The sequence below is a fragment of the Streptomyces sp. NPDC001381 genome, from assembly GCF_042895685.1.
In the GTDB taxonomy this organism is placed as follows: domain Bacteria; phylum Actinomycetota; class Actinomycetes; order Streptomycetales; family Streptomycetaceae; genus Streptomyces.
In genome coordinates this window covers 75,547-96,232 of sequence record NZ_JBIAWO010000010.1, presented here as the reverse complement: position 1 = coordinate 96,232, position 20,686 = coordinate 75,547, and the positions used below count along the sequence as shown (strand labels likewise).

The 20,686-nt window shown below is 71.2% G+C and carries 20 protein-coding genes; 2 read left to right on the top strand and 18 right to left on the bottom strand.

Features of this window, described 5'->3' with window-relative positions; genetic code table 11:
* Window positions 1–10: 10 nt before the first annotated feature.
* The 12 genes from ACFY2L_RS32305 to ACFY2L_RS32250 all read right to left on the bottom strand — a co-directional run bounded on the left by ACFY2L_RS32305 (window position 11) and on the right by ACFY2L_RS32250 (window position 8,060).
* The gene (locus tag ACFY2L_RS32305; protein WP_005311352.1) at window positions 11–319 is read right to left on the bottom strand and encodes a DUF2469 domain-containing protein; all 309 of its coding nucleotides are present in this window, start codon (window positions 317–319) and stop codon (window positions 11–13) included.
* A gap of 56 nt (window positions 320–375) precedes the next feature.
* Window positions 376–900 (bottom strand): NUDIX hydrolase, encoded by a 525-nt coding sequence (locus ACFY2L_RS32300; protein ID WP_390661299.1) that lies wholly within the window; start codon window positions 898–900, stop codon window positions 376–378.
* On the bottom strand, window positions 890–1,669 hold the full coding sequence (gene lepB, locus ACFY2L_RS32295; protein ID WP_390661300.1) for a signal peptidase I: 780 nt from the start codon (window positions 1,667–1,669) through the stop codon (window positions 890–892). Before lepB (ACFY2L_RS32295) ends, ACFY2L_RS32300 begins: the two co-directional genes overlap by 11 nt.
* A 100-nt stretch (window positions 1,670–1,769) precedes the next feature.
* Window positions 1,770–2,753 carry a signal peptidase I gene (gene lepB, locus ACFY2L_RS32290; protein ID WP_390661301.1) on the bottom strand — a complete coding sequence of 328 codons (984 nt, stop codon included), beginning with the start codon at window positions 2,751–2,753 and terminating at the stop codon, window positions 1,770–1,772.
* Window positions 2,641–3,738 carry a signal peptidase I gene (lepB, locus tag ACFY2L_RS32285; protein ID WP_390661302.1) on the bottom strand — a complete coding sequence of 366 codons (1,098 nt, stop codon included), beginning with the start codon at window positions 3,736–3,738 and terminating at the stop codon, window positions 2,641–2,643. Before lepB (ACFY2L_RS32285) ends, lepB (ACFY2L_RS32290) begins: the two co-directional genes overlap by 113 nt.
* Window positions 3,731–4,429 (bottom strand): signal peptidase I, encoded by a 699-nt coding sequence (lepB, locus tag ACFY2L_RS32280; protein ID WP_390824120.1) that lies wholly within the window; start codon window positions 4,427–4,429, stop codon window positions 3,731–3,733. Before lepB (ACFY2L_RS32280) ends, lepB (ACFY2L_RS32285) begins: the two co-directional genes overlap by 8 nt.
* A 79-nt stretch (window positions 4,430–4,508) precedes the next feature.
* On the bottom strand, window positions 4,509–4,859 hold the full coding sequence (rplS, locus tag ACFY2L_RS32275) for a 50S ribosomal protein L19 (RefSeq protein ID WP_020128707.1): 351 nt from the start codon (window positions 4,857–4,859) through the stop codon (window positions 4,509–4,511).
* Between the two features lie 137 nt (window positions 4,860–4,996).
* Window positions 4,997–5,830, bottom strand: coding sequence for a tRNA (guanosine(37)-N1)-methyltransferase TrmD (trmD, locus tag ACFY2L_RS32270; RefSeq protein ID WP_390661304.1), 834 nt, complete (start codon window positions 5,828–5,830; stop codon window positions 4,997–4,999).
* Entirely contained in the window at window positions 5,830–6,372 is a 543-nt protein-coding gene (gene rimM / locus ACFY2L_RS32265) for a ribosome maturation factor RimM (protein ID WP_390661305.1), read from the bottom strand. The genes trmD and rimM overlap by 1 nt, the downstream gene beginning before the upstream one ends.
* An 84-nt stretch (window positions 6,373–6,456) precedes the next feature.
* Window positions 6,457–6,696 (bottom strand): RNA-binding protein, encoded by a 240-nt coding sequence (locus ACFY2L_RS32260; protein ID WP_003973401.1) that lies wholly within the window; start codon window positions 6,694–6,696, stop codon window positions 6,457–6,459.
* Between the two features lie 2 nt (window positions 6,697–6,698).
* Window positions 6,699–7,118 carry a 30S ribosomal protein S16 gene (gene rpsP, locus ACFY2L_RS32255; protein ID WP_390661307.1) on the bottom strand — a complete coding sequence of 140 codons (420 nt, stop codon included), beginning with the start codon at window positions 7,116–7,118 and terminating at the stop codon, window positions 6,699–6,701.
* Window positions 7,119–7,460: 342 nt separating this feature from the next.
* Complete coding sequence (locus tag ACFY2L_RS32250) at window positions 7,461–8,060, bottom strand: hypothetical protein (protein ID WP_390661308.1); 600 nt, start codon at window positions 8,058–8,060, stop codon at window positions 7,461–7,463.
* Window positions 8,061–8,646: 586 nt separating this feature from the next.
* On the opposite strand from ACFY2L_RS32250, the gene ACFY2L_RS32245 reads away from it, so the two are divergent.
* Window positions 8,647–9,756 carry an SAM-dependent methyltransferase gene (locus ACFY2L_RS32245; protein ID WP_390824119.1) on the top strand — a complete coding sequence of 370 codons (1,110 nt, stop codon included), beginning with the start codon at window positions 8,647–8,649 and terminating at the stop codon, window positions 9,754–9,756.
* Between the two features lie 131 nt (window positions 9,757–9,887).
* On the opposite strand, the gene ftsH is transcribed toward ACFY2L_RS32245, so the two are convergent.
* From ftsH to ACFY2L_RS32215, 6 genes are all read right to left on the bottom strand, one after another.
* Window positions 9,888–11,822, bottom strand: coding sequence for an ATP-dependent zinc metalloprotease FtsH (gene ftsH / locus ACFY2L_RS32240; protein ID WP_390661310.1), 1,935 nt, complete (start codon window positions 11,820–11,822; stop codon window positions 9,888–9,890).
* A 103-nt stretch (window positions 11,823–11,925) separates the two neighbouring features.
* Window positions 11,926–13,476: a signal recognition particle protein gene (gene ffh, locus ACFY2L_RS32235; protein ID WP_390661311.1), complete on the bottom strand. Its 1,551-nt coding sequence runs from the start codon at window positions 13,474–13,476 to the stop codon at window positions 11,926–11,928.
* Between the two features lie 112 nt (window positions 13,477–13,588).
* Window positions 13,589–16,036, bottom strand: a complete 2,448-nt coding sequence (locus tag ACFY2L_RS32230) for a [protein-PII] uridylyltransferase (RefSeq protein WP_390824118.1) — start codon at window positions 16,034–16,036, stop codon at window positions 13,589–13,591.
* Between the two features lie 26 nt (window positions 16,037–16,062).
* Window positions 16,063–16,401 carry a P-II family nitrogen regulator gene (locus ACFY2L_RS32225; RefSeq protein WP_003997576.1) on the bottom strand — a complete coding sequence of 113 codons (339 nt, stop codon included), beginning with the start codon at window positions 16,399–16,401 and terminating at the stop codon, window positions 16,063–16,065.
* The gene (locus tag ACFY2L_RS32220; RefSeq protein WP_390661313.1) at window positions 16,398–17,729 is read right to left on the bottom strand and encodes an ammonium transporter; all 1,332 of its coding nucleotides are present in this window, start codon (window positions 17,727–17,729) and stop codon (window positions 16,398–16,400) included. Before ACFY2L_RS32220 ends, ACFY2L_RS32225 begins: the two co-directional genes overlap by 4 nt.
* A 342-nt stretch (window positions 17,730–18,071) precedes the next feature.
* Entirely contained in the window at window positions 18,072–19,556 is a 1,485-nt protein-coding gene (locus ACFY2L_RS32215; RefSeq protein ID WP_390661314.1) for a hypothetical protein, read from the bottom strand.
* Window positions 19,557–20,003: 447 nt separating this feature from the next.
* Here ACFY2L_RS32215 and ACFY2L_RS32210 point away from each other — a divergent pair, with 447 nt between their 5' ends.
* The gene (locus tag ACFY2L_RS32210) at window positions 20,004–20,660 is read left to right on the top strand and encodes a bifunctional DNA primase/polymerase (protein WP_390661315.1); all 657 of its coding nucleotides are present in this window, start codon (window positions 20,004–20,006) and stop codon (window positions 20,658–20,660) included.
* Window positions 20,661–20,686 lie beyond the last annotated feature (26 nt).

Below are 20,686 nucleotides of genomic sequence, written 5' to 3'. Positions count from 1 at the left end.
GCGGCACCGCTCAGCTGCCCGGCAGCTCCAGGTCGCTCTTGTTGAGCTCCTCGATGTTCACGTCCTTGAACGTGAGAACCCGGACCTGTTTCACGAACCGCGCGGGCCTGTACATGTCCCACACCCACGCGTCCGCCATCGAGACCTCGAAGAACACCTCACCCTGGACCGAGTGCACCTGCATCTCGTAGTCGTTGGTCAGATAGAAACGCCGCTCGGTCTCGATCACGTATTTGAACAGCCCGACGACATCGCGGTACTCCCGGTAGAGCTTCAGCTCCATCTCGGTCTCGTACTTCTCGAGGTCCTCGGCGCTCATGGCATGTTCCCCTTCAGCCGTGCGATCCCCCCATTGTGCGCCAGTCCCGTGAGCCTCTAGACGATTTCGGTGTCAAGGGTCACGGGTCCGGCCGGGGGACCTTCGTCGAGCAGCCTGCTCAGCAGCTCGGCGAGTCTGGTCGGATACACCGTCTCATGTGCCCGGGTCAGTTCCTGACACGTCCACCAGCGCGCTCCGGCGACACTGCGCCGCTCCAGCTCGGTCAGCGCCGTGGCCCGGGTCGCCGTCACGGTCGTACGGGCCAGGTAGTACCACTCGTCCTGGTCCCAGCGGCGGCCCGCGAACGGGAAGGAGCACATCCGCCGCCACAGCACCGGGCCGAGCTCGACGTCGGTGATGCCGGTCTCCTCGGCGAGTTCCCGCAGGGCGGCCTCTTCACGGGTCTCGTCGCCCTCCACCCCGCCGCCGGGGGTGAACCACCAGTCGTCGGCGGGGTCGTCCGGTTCGTGGCCGTGCAGCAGAAGGATGCGGTCCCGGGGGTCCAGGAGGACGACCCGCGCGACCTTGCGCAGCCCGCCCTCGTAGGTGTCGGCGGCCGGGTCGGTCGTCTCAGCCGGCACCGGCCGGCTCCGGCTGGGTGCGGGTGCGACCGGACGTCCGCTTGGCGACGGGGCCGTACGCGGCGCCGCCGAGGATCAGCACGGTGCCGCCGGCGATCATCCAGAGGATGGTGCGCAGCGGACCCGGCTGCGACAGGGTGCCCAGCGCCTCGAAGCCCGTGGGGCGCTTGAGCAGGCCGTCCCACGGCCAGACGACGGCGTCCACGCGGGCCGTGACGGCGCTGCGCGCCACCGTCCCCCGGGCCGCGTCCGTGAGGTGCGCGGTGGAGTCCAGGGAGCCCTGCCGCTCGTCGCCGAGCAGGAAGAGCCGGCCCTCAGGGACCTTCACGGTCGGGAAGCCGGTGATCTCCGCGAGGCTGCCCTCGGGCAGATACGGTTCCTCGATCTGCTTGCCGTTGACGGTCAGCTTGCCGTCGGTGCAGCAGGCGACGGTGTCGCCGCCGACCGCGACCACGCGCTTGACCACGAGCGCGTTGCTCACCCACTCCTTGTCGCTGAAGACGACGACGTCGCCACGGCGCACGTCGTCGCCGTCGACCTTCTGGGCCAGCACCCGGGCCCCGCCCTCGATCGTCGGGCTCATGGAGCTGGTGGGCACGGTGTAGGGCCGGTAGACCAGGGCCGCCCAGCCGAATCCGCCGAGGAACAGCACAAGGCCCAGCGCGACGACCAGGCCGGACAGACGCTGTCCGGTCCGGCTGCCCACCGGGCCACTGCTGGTGCCACCGCCGCTGCGCGGGGCCGTACGTGTCGTGCTCTCGCCGCCCATGGGTCCGCACCCTACCCGGCGGTACCGAACCGGGTCAGCCCTTCCTCCCCGGCCATGGTCACAAGCTTGGGAAAGGGTTTACTGATGCGGGGTGCCGAGGTCAGCCGTTCTCGGACTGCGCGACCGCGCGGCGGCGGCGCCACAGGACCACCGGGACGGCTCCGGCGAACGCGAGGCCCTCCGGGGCGACCGTCAGGGCCGCGGCGGCCGACGACTGGTCGTTCAGGCCCGACTGGTCGAAGGTGTCCGGAACCGGCAGCGTGCCCCAGCGGTTGATCGGCCAGGCCTTGACGATGGCGCGGCCGACGACCTGATCGACGGGCACCATGCCGTGGTTCTTGTCCGACTGGTTGTAGCGGGAGTCGCGCGAGTTCTGCCGGTGGTCGCCCATGACCCAGATGAAGCCCTTGGGGACCTTCACGGAGAACTGGCCGCCCTGGTCGTCCTGGCTGCACGGGGTGTTCCCCGGGTACACGTACGGCTCGTCCAGCGCCTTGCCGTTGACCGTCAGCGGGCCCGTGCCCTTGCAGGAGACGGTGTCACCGCCGACGCCGACGACCCGCTTGATCAGGTCCTTCTCCTCGGCGGACGGCATCAGGCCGATCCAGCTGAGGAAGGTCTGCAGGGCGTTCGGGTCGGTCGTGGCCTCGCCGGCCAGCCAGTTGTCCGGGTCGTGGAAGACGACGACCTCGCCGCGCTCGGGCTCGGAGCCGAACCACGGGGTCAGCTTGTCGACGAGGACCCGGTCACCCTCCTTGAGGGTGTTCTCCATCGACGCGGACGGGATCGAGAACGCCTGCACCAGGAACGTCTTGATCAGCAGCGCGAGGACGAGCGCGATGCCGATCAGGATCGGCAGCTCCTTCCAGAAGGAGCGCGGCTTCTTCGCCTTCGGGGCCGGATCGCCCGGCCCGTCGCCGCCGCCCCTGGGGGGCTCGTCCGCCGGCGGGCCCTCGCCGCCCGCCGCCGGGTCACTCCCGGAGGTCACGGCGCCGTCCCCAGCCGGGTCGGCGGTTTCCACGGGGTGTCCGCGGTGCTCCTCGCCGTCGTGCCCGGACCGTGCGCCAACCGCCACATCCCCCACGCCAACTCCTTACTCCGTGCCGCCGCCTGCCCCATGCACGACGCAGGCCCACCACTCCCATAACGAGCGGGAGTTCCGCAGGGGTCGGGAGTTGTCGGACGCTTCCGTTCGGATCGTCCGGAGCAACCCTATGCGACAGCTGGGCGGACGAAGTCGCCGTGGCGGTCGAGCCGGTCACCGAAGAGAAAGTTTGCGGTTCCTTGAGACGTTCCCAGTGTCCGAGCGGCCATGCGATCACCATGGCCCGGCCGACCACCTCGTCCTCGGAGACGGTGCCGCCGTAGTCCGTGTTCTGGTGGGACCGGGAGTCCGCGGAGTTGGCGCGGTGGTCCCCCATCACCCACAGCCGGCCCTGGGGGACGGTGATGTCGAACGCGGCGTCGGAGGGGGCGTTCCCGGGGTACAGATAGCTTCCCTCTTCCAGGGGAACGCCGTTGACGGTGACTCGCCCTTGCGTGTCACAGCACTGCACATGGTCGCCGCCGACACCGACGACCCGTTTGATGAGGTCCTTCTCGTTGTCGGAGGGCAGCAGACCGATGAAGGTGAGCCCTTCCTTGACCTGCTTGACGACGACGGGGTCGTCCTTCTTCGTCGTGGTCGTCTCGTCGTTGAGCCAGCCGCCGGGGTCCTTGAACACGACGACGTCCCCGCGCTGCGGCTTGGAGCCGAACCACGGGGTGAACTTGTCCACCAGGACGCGGTCGCCGATGCGGATCGTCTGTTCCATCGACCCGGACGGGATCACGAAGGCCTGCACCAGGAAGGTCTTCAGGACCAGGGCGATCAGCACCGCGACGCCGACCAGGAGCGGGATCTCCCGCACGGCCGACCTCCTGCGCTTGCGCTTGACCTTGCGCTGGAGCTTGCGCCGCTCCGCGCGCGTACGGCCGCCGCCCGGGCCGGAGGCGCGCCGGACGCCGGTGGGCAGGAGCTGGTCCGCGGCGGAGGAGGGCACGCCGCGCGGCTTGCCTCGGTTACCCATCGGCGCCCTCCGCGCCGGGCACGCGCGCGTAGGCACTCGGGCGGGACAGGCGGGTCAGGTGCCCGTACGGCCATACGATCCAGTCGGCGCGGCCGATCACCCGGTCCACGGGGATCATGCCGCCGCCCGGTGAGCCCAGGTGGTCGCGGGAGTCGCTGGAGGCTGCGCGGTGGTCGCCGAGGACGAACAGGGTCCCCTCGGGCACCGTCACGTCGAAGTCCACCGTGGACGGGCTGTCGCCTGGATACAGGAACGTCGACTCGTCGACCGACCGGCCGTTCACCCGGATCCTCCCCTCCTTGTCGCAGCAGACCACGTGGTCTCCGCCTACCCCCACGACGCGTTTGACGTAGTCGGAGTTCCCGAAGTACTCGGTGCCGTCGAAGACGACGACGTCACCGCGCCGCGGCTCGGCACCGAAACGGTACGCGAACTTATTTACGAGAACGCGGTCGCCGATCCTCAATCCGTTCTCCATGGATCCGCTGGGGATCTGGAACGGTTGGACCACGAAAGCGTTGAGGAACAGCAGGAACACCAGGCAGATCAGCAGGGTCAGACTGATCCGGCCGCCCGGCAGCCACGACGTGATCCGTGCCGTCAACGAGAAACGCGACCGGTCCTCACCAGCCCCTGGACGGGGGTGGGAGGAGCGGTCGCGCTCCGTCGTCGGCTGAGCTTCGGTGTCCATCGGGGTCAGATGCTATCCGGCCCCTCTGTGGATCTCCCGGGTGCGCTCAGTGGATCACCAGTGGACCCACCGAGGGTGCTCAGTTGTCGCGCTTCTCCTTGATCTTCGCGGCCTTGCCGCGCAGCTCACGCAGGTAGTACAGCTTGGCGCGACGCACGTCACCGCGGGTGACGAGCTCGATCTTCTCGACGATCGGGGTGTGCACCGGGAAGGTGCGCTCGACGCCGACGGAGAAGGAGACCTTGCGGACCGTGAAGGTCTCGCGGACACCGGCGCCCTGACGGCGGATGACGACGCCCTTGAACTGCTGCACACGGGAGCGGTTGCCCTCGATGACGCGCACGTGGACGTTGACGGTGTCACCCGGGCGGAAGGCCGGGACGTCGCTGCGCAGCGACGCGGCGTCGACGGAGTCGAGCAGGTGAGACATTGCGTCTGCTTTCTTCGCTGATGCCACAGGTCATCAACGGAACTAGATGTTCAACGAGTGAGTGCCGTGTGCCCGTCGGGGCGGGCGTCGTGTCCCCCTGTGGCAGGGGCGCACACCGGACGGCGCACAACAGCGGCCTATTCTTCCACGTCGCCGGCCCTGCGCCAAAATCGGCCGTACGGCTCGCCCTCCGGGTCGGGTTCCCAGCCCAGGATGGAGAGCATCTCGCGGTCCTTCTTGTCGAAGGCCTGGGGCGCGCAGCGCTCGATCAGGTCGGGCCGGTGGGCCGTCGTACGGCGCAGGGCCTCGTCGCGGCGCCAGCGGGCGATCTTGCCGTGGTGGCCGCTGAGCAGCACCTCGGGGATCTCCCGGCCGCGCCAGGCGGGCGGCTTGGTGTAGACGGGCCCCTCCAGGAGGCTCGCCATGGCGCCGGGCGCGAAGGAGTCGTCGCGATGGGACTCGGCGTTGCCGAGCACGCCGGGCAGCAGCCGGGCGACCGCCTCCGTGATGACGAGTACGGCCGCCTCGCCGCCGGCGAGGACGTAGTCGCCGATGGAGACCTCGTAGACCGGGAGCCGGGTGGCGTACTCGTCGACGACACGCCGGTCGATGCCCTCGTAGCGGGCCGGCGTGAAGATCAGCCAGGGCCGCTCGGACAGTTCGACGGCGAGTTCCTGGGTGAACGGGCGGCCGCTGGGGGTCGGGACGACGATCGCGGGCCGCGCCGAACCCGTCTCGTAGCCGTCGGCGAGGATCGAGTCCAGGGCGTCGCCCCAGGGTTCGGTCTTCATGACCATGCCGGGCCCGCCGCCGTAGGGCGTGTCGTCGACCGTGTTGTGCCGGTCGTACGTCCACTCCCGCAGGTCGTGCACCCGCACGTCCAGCCGGCCCCGCGCGCGTGCCTTGCCGACGAGGGAGACGTTCAGCGGGTCGAGGTACTCGGGGAAGATCGTGACGACGTCGAGGCGCATCAGGACTCTTCCCGGGCGGACGCGATCTCCGCGCGGTCGTCGATCAGACCCGGCGGCGGGTCGATGACGGCCTTCTGCTCCTCCAGGTCGATCTCGGTGACGATCTCCTGCACGAACGGGATCATCACCTCGCTGCCGTCCGGCCGCTCCACGATGAAGAGGTCCTGGGAGGGGAGGTGCGAGATCTCGGTGATCCGGCCGACCGCCACGCCGTCCGCGGTGACCACGTCCAGGTCGATCAGCTGGTGGTCGTAGTACTCGTCCTCCTCCTCCGGCAGCTCCTCCGGGTCGACCTCGGCGATCAGGAGGGTGTTGCGCAGGGCCTCGGCGGCGGTGCGGTCGCCGACGCCCTCGAAGCGCAGGAGGAGCCGGCCGCTGTGCACCCGGCCGGTCGCGATGGTGAGGGGTCCCGCGGAGGCGGGATCGGTGGCGAGTACGGCACCCGGCGCGAGCCTGAGTTCCGGCTCGTCGGTACGTACTTCGACGGTGACCTCGCCCTTGATGCCATGGGCACGGCCGATCCGTGCGACTACCAGCTGCACGTGTCCTAATCTCCTGTCGATACGACGACGGGCCGGGGACGGCCCAGTGGCCCTCCCCGGCCCGAGCCGGTGCTGCGTTTGGCGTCAGCGGACGTGGTCCACGTCGACGAGGTCGACACGGACACCGCGGCCGCCGATGGCGCCCACGACGGTGCGCAGAGCGCGCGCGGTGCGGCCGTTGCGGCCGATCACCTTGCCGAGGTCGTCCGGGTGGACCCGGACCTCGAGCACGCGCCCGCGGCGCAGGTTGCGCGAGGCGACCTGCACATCGTCAGGGTTGTCGACGATGCCCTTCACGAGGTGCTCGAGAGCCTCCTCGAGCATGCTCAGGCCTCGGTCGACCCGGACTCAGCCGCAGCCTCGTCCTTCTTCTCGGCCTTCTTCTTCTGGGTGATCGCCTCACCCTTGCCCTCGTCGTCCCCACCGAGGGCCTCGAACGACGGGCGCGCCTTCTTCGGCTCGGCGACGAGCAGCGGAGCCGGGGCGGGCTCGCCCTTGAACTTCTGCCAGTCGCCGGTCTTCTTCAGGATGGCGAGCACGGGCTCGGTCGGCTGCGCGCCGACACCCAGCCAGTACGCCACGCGGTCGGCGTCCACCTCGATGACCGACGGGTTGTAGGTCGGGTGGTACTTGCCGATCTCCTCGATCGCACGGCCGTCACGACGGGTGCGGGAGTCGGCGACGACGATGCGGTAGTGAGGCGAACGGATCTTGCCCAGACGCTTCAGCTTGATCTTGACTGCCACTGGAGTGGGTTCTCCTGGTTTTGACGTGGTTGGGCACGGCGAGAGAGCCGCGTGGGGTTGCGGTACCCGAGTGCCCGATGGACGCGTCAGCCGGAGGAGAGAGGGGTCCTGTGCGGCTGTCGAGTACAGCTAGCCATTCTGCCACACCCTGCGGGTCGCCTGAGGCCGAGGGTCGGTCCGCGTCCGGGCATGCCTGAATCGCACCCGGCGCCGCGGTGGGCGTACGTCGGGTGCGCGGCCCGGCGCCCGCCGGGTGCCGCCGCGCCCGTGAACCGGGGCGGCGGCTCCCCTCGACGTCCCCCGACCGGCAGCCACGAGATGCCGGTGCTGGGCCGTCCGGCGTTACGCCGCGCCCGCGATCTCCGGGATGCGGAACGGCTTGCCGCAGCCGCCGCACACGATCGGGGCCTGGGCCAGGACCGACGGGACCACCCGGACGTTGCGACCGCAGTCGCAGACCGCCTTCACCCGGACGCCACCGCCGGAGGAGCCGTGGCGGGCGGCGGGGCCGCGGAAGGTGCGGGTGGTGCTCTCGGCGGAGGTGGCCGCCGTGTGGGCCTTCAGGGCCCGCTGCAGGCGCTCGATCGTCGGGCGGTAGCGGCGCTTGGCCTCGGGGTTGAGCGTGACCAGGGAGAAACCGCTGCTCGGATGCGGTTCCTCGGGATGGTCCAGGCCCAGCTCCTCGGCGATGGCGAGGAATCTGCGGTTGTGGTAGCGGCCGGCGCGGGAGGTGTCGCGGACGCCGCGGGCGGCGGCGACGCCATGGACTGCCTCATGAAGCAGTCGCTCGAAGGAGAGCTCGTGACCGCAGGCGGACGACGACTCCCCGATCAGGGACTCTGGCGCGGCAAGGTCCGGCAGTTCGGGGTGGTACCGCTGAATGTCGGCCCACGCCTGTGCCAGCTCTGCGGCGAGAACAGGTGGTGTCTGTGTCGTGCTCACGTAATGACAACGAGCGGGGGTGCCGCTGTGTTCCTATTCCGGGGCATCCCAAATAATTTGCACGTACCCGTCAGTTGCCGCTGATGCGTCCTGACGAGGGCGGGTGCGCTGATCTGCGGAGAAGCCTCACAGCTCACCACAAGGTGGTGCGTAGTTCGCCGTACGCCCCGGCGCGTAGCCCTTGTCCGCGCGCCGGGGAACAGGAGTACGGCGCGGCGCAAGGGGCGTTTCGGTCGCTCTTCCCACCGGAGGGCGCCGTCTCGGTCAGCGTGCGCGACGGTCGTGACGTTACCGGGCGCGTCCGCGTCGTCCGCCCGCCGGGTGAGACGGGTGCCTTGGCCATGGCGTGATGGTACGGGCCCACGTTGCCGGAATGTGAATTCTCGCCACTCCCCGCATGAGTCCACAAGCAGGGCCCCGAGACCACTGGACGCGGCCGCAGAGGGGGAGTTACCTGGCATACGGGTGAAGTGCGAGCGCACTGCACGGGGGCCACCTGACCGGTACAGCGGCAATTCTCGGCGGATTGGGGCGCTTATTCATGACACCTGTGCTCGTGCGGCAGCACCTTCCTCATGCCGGGCCGGTGCCCCGCGCGGATCTGGGTGCCCGCGCGCGTGACTGGTCCGAGATCCAGGAACGGATGCTGGTTCCGCTCTACGAGGCCGTCTACGAACGACTGGAAGTGGGCCCCGGCACACGTCTTCTCGGCCTCGGCTGCGGCTCCGGGCTCGCACTGCTGATGGCGGCCTCCAGAGGCGCGGCCCTCACCGGTGTCGAGCCCTTCTCCCCGCAGCGGCTGGCCCTCGCGCGCGAGCGGCTGCTGCCCGGGGCGGGGCAGGCGCACGCGCGGGGGGACATCCGGCTGACCGACGGATCGCCCGGGGAGGCGGCCGACGCGGAGACACGCGCGTACAACCTGGTGACCGCCTTCGAGCCGATCGGCTGTCTCGCGGACGACGCGGAGGGGCTGCTCGGCCTGCTCGCGGCCGCGACCCCGCTGACCGAGCGGGGGGCGCCCGTGGTGCTCGTCGGCTGGGGACCGCCGGAGCGCTGTGCCACCTGGGAGGTGCTGCGGGCCGTCGCCGGCCCGGACGGCCTGGCACGCACCACCGGACCCGGCACCGCACCGCGCACCACCGCCCCCGGCACCGCACCACGCGCCGCCGGACCGGACGCCGGATTACGCACCACCGGACCCGGCGCCTCGCCACGCACGACCGAACCGGGCACCGCACCCCGCGGAACCGAACCGGGCACCGCACCCCGCGGAACCGGACCGGGCACCGCACCCCGTGCAACCGCGACCGGCGCCGCACCGCGCGCCACCGGACCCGGCGCATCACCCCGCACCACCGGACCCGGCGCCGCATCACGGGCCACGGGGTCGGACGGTCGCCCGCGCGGCTCGGTCCGGCTGCGGCCCGCTCTGCGGGACGACCTGGAGGAGGCCGCGCAGCAAGCGGGTCTCAGGCCCGACGGATCCGGGCGGGTGGCCTGTCCCTTCGGCTACGCGGGAGTCGACAGCGCCGTCAAGGGCCTGCTGTCCACGGGTCTGTTCGACGCGGCGCTCGCGGCGACGGACCAGGAGCAGGTCGGCAAGGAGCTGACGGAGGCGCTGCACCCCTACCGGCGGCCGGACGGCACGGTGTGGATGCCGAACGTGTTCCGGTACCTGATCGCCCGGACGCCCTGACGATCAAACGCCCGCACGGCCGCACGCCGGATCGCGCCGGACCGTCGGCATCGCACCGCAGGATCGGCATCCCACCGCGGGCACGGCTCCCACCTCCCGCTCGGCATCGCACCGCGGGCCGGCTCGCGGCGTCACACCTCGTCCTTGCGGAGCCGGGTGATCCCCGCGATGCGGTACGCGTCCGCCTCCTCCAGGGTCTCGTGTTCCAGCAGCGCCTGGGCGAGGGCGTCCAACTGGCCGCGGTGATCGCGGAGTTTGCGGCACGCCTCCTCGTAGCACTCGTCGACGATCCGGCGCATCTCGTCGTCGATGACGTCGAGGGTGGCCGGAGCGGCGGCGAGGCCGTAGGCCTGCTGGGCGTCGCTGGGCAGGGCGGACAGCCGGCCCACGCGCGGGCTCATGCCCCACCGGGCGACCATCCCGCGCGCGATGTTGGTGACCTGTTCGAGGTCGTTCTCCGCGCCGGTCGTCACGACCCCGTAGATCACCTGCTCGGCCGCCATCCCGCCGAGAGCGCCGATGATGCGGCCGCGCAGGTACTCCTCCGAGTGCGCGTACCGCTCCACCTCGGGGGTCGACATGGTCACCCCGAGGGCGCGGCCGCGCGGCACGATGGTGACCTTGCGGACGGGGTCGGCGCCCGGCTGCAGCATGCCGAGGAGGGCGTGGCCGCTCTCGTGGTACGCGGTGCGCCGGCGGTCCTCCTCGGGCATCACGAGGGTGCGCTCGGCTCCGAGCTGCACCTTCTCCAGCGCCTCCGACAGGTCGGACTGGGTCACCCGCCGCTGTTTGCGCTTGACCGCGAGCAGGGCCGCCTCGTTGGCGAGATTGGCCAGATCCGCCCCCGTCATGCCCGGGGTGGTGCGGGCCACCTGGGTGAGGTCGACGTCCGGGGCGAGCGGGATCTCGCGGGTGTGGATGCGCAGGATCGCCTCGCGCCCGCCGCGGTCCGGCGGGGAGACGTTGACCACCCGGTCGAAGCGGCCGGGCCGGGTCAGCGCCGGGTCCAGGATGTCGGCGCGGTTCGTCGCCGCTATGACGACGACGCCCTCGGCCCCGGAGAAGCCGTCCATCTCGGTGAGGATCTGGTTCAGCGTCTGCTCGCGCTCGTCGTGACCGCTCACCGAGGCACCGCCGCTGCGGACCCGTCCGATGGTGTCGATCTCGTCGATGAAGATGATCGACGGCGCCACCTTGCGCGCCTCGGCGAACAGCTCGCGCACCCGGGAGGCGCCGACGCCGACGATCATCTCGATGAACTCGGACGCGGAGGCGGAGAAGAAGGGCACGCCCGCCTCGCCGGCCACCGCGCGCGCCAGCAGGGTCTTGCCGGTGCCGGGCGAGCCCGCCAGCAGCACCCCGCGGGGCATCTTGGCGCCCATCCTGCGGTAGACGTCGGGGTGCTCCAGGAAGTCGACGACGTCGTCCAGCTCGCCCTTGACCTCGTCGATGCCGGCCACGTCGGCGAAGGTCGTGCGCTCGGTGCCGGGCCGCAGCTCGACCGGTTTGGGCGGCGCCTTGCGGCCGAGCATGCCGCCCGCGCCGCCCAGGCCGCCGCCGATCCGCCGGGCGAAGAAGACCCACACCACGACCAGGATCACGATCGGCACCAGCGAGAGCAGCAGGTTGGAGACCAGGCTGCGCTGCTGCACGACCGGCTGTGCGGTCACGGTGACGTCCTGGCGGTCCAGGCTCTGCCAGAGGTCGTCGTCGGCGAAGGCCGGGCGCTGGGTCTTGAACTTGGTGTACTCGCCGCCCCCGTCGGGGTCCTCCCGGGCCTTCTTGAGCTGGCCCTGGATCGCGTCGCCCTTGGAGTAGATCTTGTCGACGTTGCCTTCGTCGACCTGACGGCTGAACTCCGTGTACGAGATCGTCGGCTCGTCGCCCTCGCCGAGATAGTTCAGCCCGATGTAGACCAGCAGGAACACGACCACGGCGGTGACGGCGAGACCCCACCACCGGCCGCGGATCCGCCTGCCTCCGGGGGGCCTTGGCGGCTCGTCCGGGGTGCCCTCGGTGCGCCACGGCTGGTCCGGTGCCCTGCGCGGCGGAGCGGCATTGCTCATATCTGGACGTTACGGCAGACCACGGGCCTCGGCATGCGCTGAGGGCGCCCTCCCCGGTGGAAGGGCGCCCTCGACGACGTGGTCCGCAGGCTGCCGGCCGATGTCAGCCCATGAACTTCTTGAACTCGTCCGGGAGCTCGAAGTCCTGGCCACCCTGCTGCGGCAGTCCGAACGCGCCCGCGCCCTGGGCGCCGGCCTCGCGACGCTGGGCCTCCTCCAGCTCCTGCTGCCGGCGCTTCATCGGGTTTCCGGAGCGCTGCTTGCCCTTGGCCTTCTTCGGCTGCTTCCGCTGCCGGCCGGGGCCGCCGCCCATGCCCGGGATCCCCGGCATGCCCGGCATGCCGCCGCCCTGGGCCATCCGGGACATCATCTTGCGGGCCTCGAAGAACCGCTCGACCAGGCCCTTCACGGCACTGACCTCGGCGCCGGAGCCCCTGGCGATACGGGCGCGGCGCGAGCCGTTGATGATCGTCGGGTCCTGGCGCTCGGCCGGCGTCATCGACTTGATGATCGCGGCCATGCGGTCGACGTCCCGCTCGTCGAGGTTGTTGATCTGGTCCTTGATCTGGCCCATGCCCGGCAGCATGCCGAGGAGCTTGGAGATCGAGCCCATCTTCCTGACCTGTTCCATCTGGGACAGGAAGTCGTCCAGGGTGAAGTCCTGGCCCTTCTTGGACGCCAGCTTGGAGGCCATCTTGGCGGCCTCTTCCTGGCTGAACGTCTTCTCGGCCTGCTCGATCAGGGTGAGCAGGTCACCCATGTCGAGGATGCGGGAGGCCATCCGGTCCGGGTGGAACGCGTCGAAGTCGTCGAGCTTCTCGCCGTTCGACGCGAACATGATCGGCTTGCCGGTGATCTGGCGGATCGACAGGGCCGCGCCACCGCGGGCGTCGCCGTCGAGCTTGGAGAGCACCACGCCGTCGAAGCCGACGCCGTCGCGGAAGGCCTCGGCGGTGTTGACGGCGTCCTGACCGATCATCGCGTCGACGACGAAGAGGATCTCGTCGGGCGAGACGGCGTCGCGGATGTCCGCGGCCTGCTGCATCAGCTCCTGGTCGATGCCGAGACGGCCGGCGGTGTCCACGATCACGATGTCGTGGACCTTGGACTTCGCGTACTCGATGGAGTCCTTGGCGACCTGGACCGGGTCGCCGACGCCGTTGCCGGGCTGCGGGGCGTACACGGCCACGCCGGCCCGGTCGGCGACCACGCTGAGCTGGTTGACGGCGTTGGGGCGCTGGAGGTCACAGGCGACGAGCAGCGGCGAGTGGCCCTGCTCCTTCAGCCAGCGGCCGAGCTTGCCCGCGAGGGTGGTCTTACCGGCACCCTGCAGACCGGCCAGCATGATCACGGTGGGCGGCTGCTTGGCGAAGCGCAGCCGACGGGTCTCGCCGCCGAGGATGGTGACCAGCTCGTCGTTGACGATCTTGAGCACCTGCTGGGCGGGGTTCAGCGCCCGGGAGACCTCCGCGCCGAGGGCACGCTCCTTGACGTTCTTGATGAACGTCCGCACGACCGGCAGGGCCACGTCGGCCTCGAGAAGGGCGATACGGATCTCGCGCGCTGTGGCGTCGATGTCCGCCTCGGAGAGCCGTCCCTTGCCGCGCAGGTTCTTGAAAGTCGCTGAGAGGCGATCGGAGAGAGTATCGAACACGGCGGCGTCGGTCCTCGGGGTCGGGGGCGGTACGAGCGTCTTCAAGGGTATCCCGGCGAGGCAAGACCGGGTCACGGTCGTCACCGAGACCCGGTCCCGCCCGTCGTCGGGATCAGCCCCGCAGGGTCTCCTCCAGCTTGCGCGAGAGGGCCGCCGCCTCGTCGACCGGCAGGGGTGAGCCCTCCGCGCCGGTGACGTAGAAGGCGTCCACCGCGTTGGCGCCCAGCGTGCTGACGTGCATGCTGCGCACCCGCACGGCCGCGTCCTCCAGCGCCGAGCCGATCCGGAACAGCAGCCCCGGGGCGTCCTGGGCGCGTACCTCGATGACGGTGGCGTGCCGGGAGGCCGCCGAGGCGACCGTCACGCGCGCCGGAGGAGCGACCACGCCCCGGCGCCGGGGGTAGGCCGCGTCGCGCTCGGCGAGCCGTCCGGCGATGTCCAGGGAGCCGTCGAGGGCGCGGACGAGGTCGGCGCGCAGCCGGGCGGCCTGGGGCAGCGAGCCGTACTCGGCGGCGACCCGCCAGTTCAGCAGCAGGACGGAGCCCTCGACGCCGTCGGGCAGGTCCAGGGCGCGCAGCTCGGCGGTGCGCACGGTCAGCCGGTGCACGGCGAGCACGCCGGCCACCGCGGGCAGTACGCCCGCCTGGTCCGGTACGGCGATGAGCAGCTCGACGCCGAGCGGCTCGGGGTCGCCGGACGGCTGCTCGTCGGCGGGTGCCTCGGTCTGCGCGCGCAGGGCCAGCACCGGGCTGCCGGTGGCGACGGCCTCGATGGCGAGGCGTTCCTGCTCGGCGGTGGGCGCGGCGGCGTCCGGCTCGTCGGGCTCGTCCCCGGCGAGCACCGCCGCGACCCGCTTGACCAGGTCCGCCACGAGCGAACCCCGCCAGGAGGACCAGGCGGCGGGCCCGGTGGCCAGCGCGTCCGCCTCGGTGAGCGCGTGCAGCAGCTCCAGCGTGCTCTGGGTGCCGACCGCCTCGGCGACCGACCGCACGGTGACCGGGTCCTCCAGGTCGCGCCGGGTGGCCGTCTCGACGAGCAGCAGGTGATGGCGTACGAGCGAGGAGAGCACGGCCACGTCCGCGCGGTCGAAGCCGATGCGGGCGGCCACGTCCTTGGCGATGATCTCGCCCGCCACCGAGTGGTCGCCGGGCCAGCCCTTGCCGATGTCGTGCAGCAGCGCGGCGACCAGCAGCAGGTCGGGGCGGCTGACGCGGCGGGTGAACTCGGAGGCGCGGACGGCGGTCTCGATGAGGTGCCGGTCGACGGTCCAGATGTGCACGGCGTTGCGCTGCGGCCGGCAGCGCACCCGCTCCCAGTCGGGGAGCAGCCGGGTGATCAGGCCCTCGGCCTCCAGCGCCTCCCAGACCTCGATGGTGGGCTGGCCGGAGCCGAGCAGGGTGACCAGCTGTTCACGGGCCTCGGCGGGCCACGGCGTGGGCAGCGGGCGCACGGTGGCGGCCAGGCGCCGTACGGCGTGCAGGGAGAGCGGGAGGCCGGCCTGGGCGGCGGCGGCCGCGGCGCGCAGCGGAAGCACGGGGTCGCGTTCGGGGCGTGCGGCGCGGGCGAGCACCACCTCGCCGTCCTGCTCCACGACGCCTTCGGCCAGCGGGGAGCGCTCGGGGAGGGGCTTCCCGCCCCCGAGCATGGCGCGCAGCCGCGGCCGCACGGCGCGGGACCGCAGCACGCGTCCCACTTCGCGCCAGGTGACATCGCTCGCGTACGAGATGACCCGCGCCGCCTCGTACACCTGCCGCAGCAGGGTGTCCGCGTCGAGCAGGCCCAGCTCGGCCGCGACCTGGTCCTGCTCCTGCAGGGACAGCCGGTCGGTCGCGCGGCCGGTGGCCAGGTGCAGGGCGTCGCGGACGTCGAGGAGCCGGCGGCGGGCGTCGTCGAGGCCCTCGCGGGGCGCGTCGGCGAGCCAGGAGGCGGCCACGGCCCGCAGGGCGGTGGCGTCCCGGAGACCGCCGCGGGCCTCCTTGAGGTCGGGCTCCAGCAGGTACTGCAGCTCGCCCTGGCGTTCGGCGCGCTCGGCGCACAGTTCCTGGAGTTCGGGCAGGCGCCTGGGTGCCTGGTTGCGCCAGTCGGCCAGGACGGCCGTGCGCAGTCCGGCGGTGAGGCCGAGGTCGCCGGCGAGATGCCGGGCGTCCAGCAGGCCCAGCTGCACCTTGAGGTCCTCGCCGGCGGTCTTGCGGGCCTCCGCCGGGGTGCGCACCGAGTGGTCGAGGGCGAGGCCCAGGTCCCACACGGGGTACCAGAGGCGGTCGGCGAGGGCGGCGACCGCCTTGGGGTCGCTGCCGTCGTGCAGCAGCAGGAGGTCGAGGTCGCTGCGCGGGGAGAGCTCGCCGCGGCCGTAGCCGCCGACGGCGACGAGCGAGACGCCCTTCAGCTCCTCGCTTCCGGCGGTGAACAGCTGGGCCAGCCAGTCGTCCGTCAGCCCGGAGAGGGCCGCACGGCGCGGCGGCCCGGACCGCGCCCCCTCGGTGAGGAGGCGCAGCCGGGCCGCCGCGTAGCCGCTGGGTCCCGGGTCCTCTGCTTCGTTTCGCACGTCCGTGCTCGTCACCCAGCGACTCCTGTTCTGTTCTGCGGTCAGAGCGCGTCCGGGCCGCGCTCGCCGGTGCGGACCCGTACGGCCGTCTCGACCGGGAGGGACCAGACCTTGCCGTCACCGATCTTGCCGGTGCGGGCCGCCTTGACGATGACGTCGATCAGCTGTTCGGCGTCGTCGTCCTCGGCCAGCACCTCGATGCGGATCTTGGGGACGAGGTCGACGGTGTACTCGGCACCGCGGTAGACCTCGGTGTGTCCCCGCTGTCGACCGTAGCCGCTCGCCTCGGTGACCGTCAGACCGTGGACGCCGAAGGCCTGCAGGGCTTCCTTGATCTCGTCGAGCCGGTGGGGCTTCACGACGGCGGTGATGAGCTTCATGCGTCCACCTTCTTGCTGTCGGCGCCGACGGCGGCCGGCACGGCGGTCCGGGCGGCACCGCCGCCGGCGCCGCTGAAGTCGTATGCGGTCTCGGCGTGCTCGGCCTGGTCGATGCCGGACACCTCCTCGTCCTCACTGACCCGCATACCGATGGTCTTGTCGAGGATGAAGGCCAGGATCGCGGAGGCGACCAGCGAGTAGGCGAGGACCGCGAAGACACCGGCGCACTGCTTCCAGAGCTGGTCCGCGTTGCCGCCGTAGAAGAGGCCCTTGACCGCGGACTGGCCCTTGCCGCTGGCGAAGAAGCCGATCAGCAGGGAGCCGATGACACCGCCGACCATGTGGACGCCGACGACGTCCAGCGAGTCGTCGTAGCCGAACTTGTACTTCAGGCCGACGGCGGCGGCGCAGGCGACACCGGCGATGGCACCGACCGCGATCGCGCCGATCGGGGTGACCGCACCACCGGAGGGGGTGATGGCGACCAGACCGGCGACCGCGCCGGAGGCGGCGCCCAGCGTGGTGAACGCGCCGTGGCGGAGCTTCTCGTAGATCAGCCAGGCGAGCATCGCGGCCGCGGTGGCGATCTGCGTGTTGACGAACATCAGCGAGCCGACGCCGTCGTCGTTGCCCAGCCAGGAGCCGGCGTTGAAGCCGAACCAGCCGAACCACAGCAGGCCGGCGCCGAGCATGACCAGGGGCAGGCTGTGCGGGCGCATCGGGTCCTTCTTGAAGCCGACGCGCTTGCCGATGACCAGGATCACGCCGAGTGCCGCGGCACCCGCGTTGATGTGGACCGCGGTACCACCCGCGAAGTCGATCACGCCGAGCTCGAAGGCCCAGCCGCCGGTGCCCCACACCCAGTGGGCGACCGGGAAGTACACGATCGTCGCCCACAGCACGAGGAAGATCGACCAGGCGGTGAACTTCACGCGGTCCGCGAGCGCACCGCTGATCAGGGCGGGCGTGATGATGGCGAACATCATCTGGAAGACGGCGAAGACGAAGACCGGGATGGTGTACCCGGACCAGATGTCCGCCTTGTCGATGCCGGTCCATCCGACGAAGTCGGACTCCCAGCCGATGAGCGAGCCGTGGTCCGTCCCGAACGCCATGGAGAAGCCGTACAGCACCCACAGGATGGTGACGATACCCATGCTGATGAAGCTCATCATCAGCATGTTGAGGGTGCTCTTGACGCGGACCATGCCTCCGTAGAAGAAGGCGAGGCCCGGCGTCATGATCAGCACCAGGGCGGAACAGATGAGCATGAAGCCTGTGTTGGCCACAGACAGCTTGTCTGCGGCAAGCGTGATGGCTGGTGCCATCGGCGTCTCCTCGTCGTAGGTACGGCCCCGTGCGGGCGAAGCCAGAGGCGGGGGTCATGAGGGGTGGGCCGGTTATGCGCCATGAGATTGACGCAGCGCGGTTTCGGTGGAAGCCCCTCGTTGTTTCGCCGCCGTGACGAAGGCACTCCGTGCGTTACGCCTCGATGAACTGCCTGATGTCCGCCGAGCGGATCGTTATCGTGGCGCAACCTTCACTCGAGGAAGGAAAACCGGCCGCGGGCGGCCTTCCGATGACCTGGCATGGGGGAGCCGAGTCGGGCACTTCGGGAGGGCCGGCCGCGGCCGGGGTTCAAGGGTTTTCGCGGGGTGGATCAGGGGCGGTCAGACGGCCTCGGCCGTCTCCGGCAGCTCCATGGCGAGCCGCTCGGTGAGGTCGACGACCTCGGAGAGGTCCCCGAAGTCGCGTACGGCGGTGTCGACGGTCTTTCGAATACGAGTGTTCACGCGCTCGGAGCGGACCTTCTTCGCCTCCTTCATGGCCTGCGCGGCGAGCTGGGCGCTCTGCTCGGGCTCACGCCGCAGCAGATGGACGGTGGCCATGCCGATCAGGTTCAGCACGTAGGAACGCTGGTGGTCGGGGTCGCCCGCGAACAGCTGGACGGCCTTCCGCATCAGGGGCTCGGCGAGCGAGGCGTAGGTGGGGCTGCGGCCGGCGACATAGGCGAGGTCGCGGAAGGAGTGGCTGTTCTCGCCGTACAGCTCGGCCTCGGAGAAGAAGCGGATCCAGTCCGGGTCGGGCTCGTCCCACTCGTCGGCGTCGGCGAAGGTGTCCTCGGCCATCCGCACGGCCCGCTTGCACCGCCCCGGCTGCCCCATGTTGGCGTAGGCGCGGGCCTCCATCGCATACAGCATCGACTGGGTGCGCGGGCTCGCGCAGTCCCGGCTGCCGTACTGCGCGAGGTGGATCAGCTCCAGGGCGTCCTCGGGCCGTCCGAGGTGGATCATCTGGCGGCTCATGCTGGAGAGGACGTACGAGCCGAGCGGCCGGTCACCGGCCTCCTTGGCGGCGTGCAGGGCGAGGACGAAGTACTTCTGGGCGGTCGGCTGGAGCCCCACGTCGTACGACATCCAGCCGGCGAGCTCGGCCAGCTCGGCGGCGACCTTGAACAGCCTCCTGGAGGTCGCCTCGGGCTGGGGCTCCTGGAGCAGGTCCGTCACCTCGTGCAGCTGGCCGACGACGGCCTTGCGGCGCAGTCCGCCGCCGCACTGGGCGTCCCACTGCCGGAACATCACCGTGGTGGACTCCAGCAGGTCCAGCTCGGGCCTGGAGAGCCGGCCGCGGGCCCGGCTGGTGGGGACGGACTCCGGCTCCTGGGGCGGGGCGGGCGGCGAGGGGACGAGCCAGCGCTGCATCGGCTCGATGAGGGACGGGCCCGCGGACAGGGTCAGCGAGGTTCCGAGGAAGCCGCGCCGCGCCAGCATCAGGTCGCTGCGCGAGAACTCGCTGATCAGGGCCACCGTCTGCGGGCCCGTCCAGGGCAGGTCCACGCCGGTCGCCGAGGGCGCCTGGCGCGCGGCGCGCAGACCGAGGTCCTCGACCGAGACGACGCACCCGAACCGCTCGGAGAACAGCTCGGACAGGATTCTGGGGATGGGCTCACGGGGGTTCTCGCCGTCCAGCCAGCGGCGCACGCGCGAGGTGTCCGTGGAGATGTGGTTGGCGCCCAACTGGCGGGCCCGGCGGTTGACTTGACGGGCCAGCTCGCCCTTCGACCAGCCGCTGCGCACGAACCACGAGGCGAGCAGCTCGTTCGGGCGCTTGTCCGCACTCGCCGTGCTGCTCCCGCTTCCGTCGTTGCCGCTCACTGGAACGCCCCCATCCCTGAGACCACTTGTCACTGAGTGCGCCAAGCCTTATCAGAATGCCGGTAAATACGGCCCCTCGTACGGTAGTTGTCACCCTTCGAACGGAAAGCCGACTTGCCTCCGGCATACCCACCTGTGCATGTGCCCCCAGGACCCGCACACTCAGCGTAATCCCACGATCACGGCCCCAGCCACGGCGATCCCGGAAACGCCACCATTCGCCACCCCTTCGAATGAACTCCCGATGGCTCGCACGCGATTCACTTGACACCGGACGGCCGGGAGTGAGCGGAGCGAAGCACTCAGGGGCGCACGCAGCCGACCGCACCACCCGGCGCGCTTCCGGAAGCCGCATGGAACAGGTGGCCGACGGGCACCGGAAACACGCAGAGTCACGACATGCGTCCGTTACGTAACCAATGGCGCGTCGAACCCGTTGGAGGGGGCATGGGCTTCACGATCGGCGGCATTCGCGAGATCCGCTCCGGCGCGCGCAGGCGCGGTCGCTCGTCCGAGTGCACCGCCGTCGCCGAGTTCACGGGACTGTGGGGCTGGGACGTGCTGCCGGGCGCCCGGGCCGCGGCCGGCGTCTGCTCCTGCGGCCGCCCCGACTGCCGCGCGCCCGGCGCCCACCCCCTGGAGTTCGCCCCGCGCGTGCCCGCCGGCGCCACCCTCGACGACGTGACGAGGGCCTGGGCGGAGTTCCCGGGCGCCGCGGTGATGCTGCCGGTCGGGCGCGCGTTCGACGTGATCGAGGCGGCCGAGCCCGCCGGGCGGCGCGCCCTGGTCAGGCTGGAGCGCATGGGCCTCCCGCTCGGCCCGGTCACCGTCACCCCCGAGGGCCGCGCCCAGTTCTTCGTCGCCCCCGGCGCCGCCGCCGAGCTGACCGACCTCCTCTACCGCATGGGCTGGGACGACCCGGCCGCCCTCGGCCTGCGCGGCCTCGGCCCCGGTGCGTACGTCACGGCGCCGCCCTCCGACCGCGGCGGCCTGGGCCCGGTGCGCTGGCTGCGCCCGCCGGCCCTGGACTCGGCCACCCGCCCGCCGGAGGCCCGGCTGCTGCTGGGGACACTGGCGTACGTGGCCCACCGGTCACGCGCCTAGATCCTGTCCGGCCGGCGGACGCCCGG

Coding starts and splice junctions, on each gene's coding strand:
- ftsH (WP_390661310.1), bottom strand. CDS start 11,822: ATGAGCAATGCCGCTCCGCCGCGCAGGGCACCGGACCAGCCGTGGCGC.
- ACFY2L_RS32305 (WP_005311352.1), bottom strand. CDS start 319: ATGAGCGCCGAGGACCTCGAGAAGTACGAGACCGAGATGGAGCTGAAG.
- ACFY2L_RS32210 (WP_390661315.1), top strand. CDS start 20,004: ATGGGCTTCACGATCGGCGGCATTCGCGAGATCCGCTCCGGCGCGCGC.
- ACFY2L_RS32260 (WP_003973401.1), bottom strand. CDS start 6,696: ATGCTCGAGGAGGCTCTCGAGCACCTCGTGAAGGGCATCGTCGACAAC.
- ACFY2L_RS32225 (WP_003997576.1), bottom strand. CDS start 16,401: ATGAAGCTCATCACCGCCGTCGTGAAGCCCCACCGGCTCGACGAGATC.
- trmD (WP_390661304.1), bottom strand. CDS start 5,830: ATGCGCCTCGACGTCGTCACGATCTTCCCCGAGTACCTCGACCCGCTG.
- lepB (WP_390824120.1), bottom strand. CDS start 4,429: ATGGACACCGAAGCTCAGCCGACGACGGAGCGCGACCGCTCCTCCCAC.
- lepB (WP_390661302.1), bottom strand. CDS start 3,738: ATGGGTAACCGAGGCAAGCCGCGCGGCGTGCCCTCCTCCGCCGCGGAC.
- lepB (WP_390661300.1), bottom strand. CDS start 1,669: ATGGGCGGCGAGAGCACGACACGTACGGCCCCGCGCAGCGGCGGTGGC.
- ACFY2L_RS32220 (WP_390661313.1), bottom strand. CDS start 17,729: ATGGCACCAGCCATCACGCTTGCCGCAGACAAGCTGTCTGTGGCCAAC.
- rplS (WP_020128707.1), bottom strand. CDS start 4,859: ATGTCTCACCTGCTCGACTCCGTCGACGCCGCGTCGCTGCGCAGCGAC.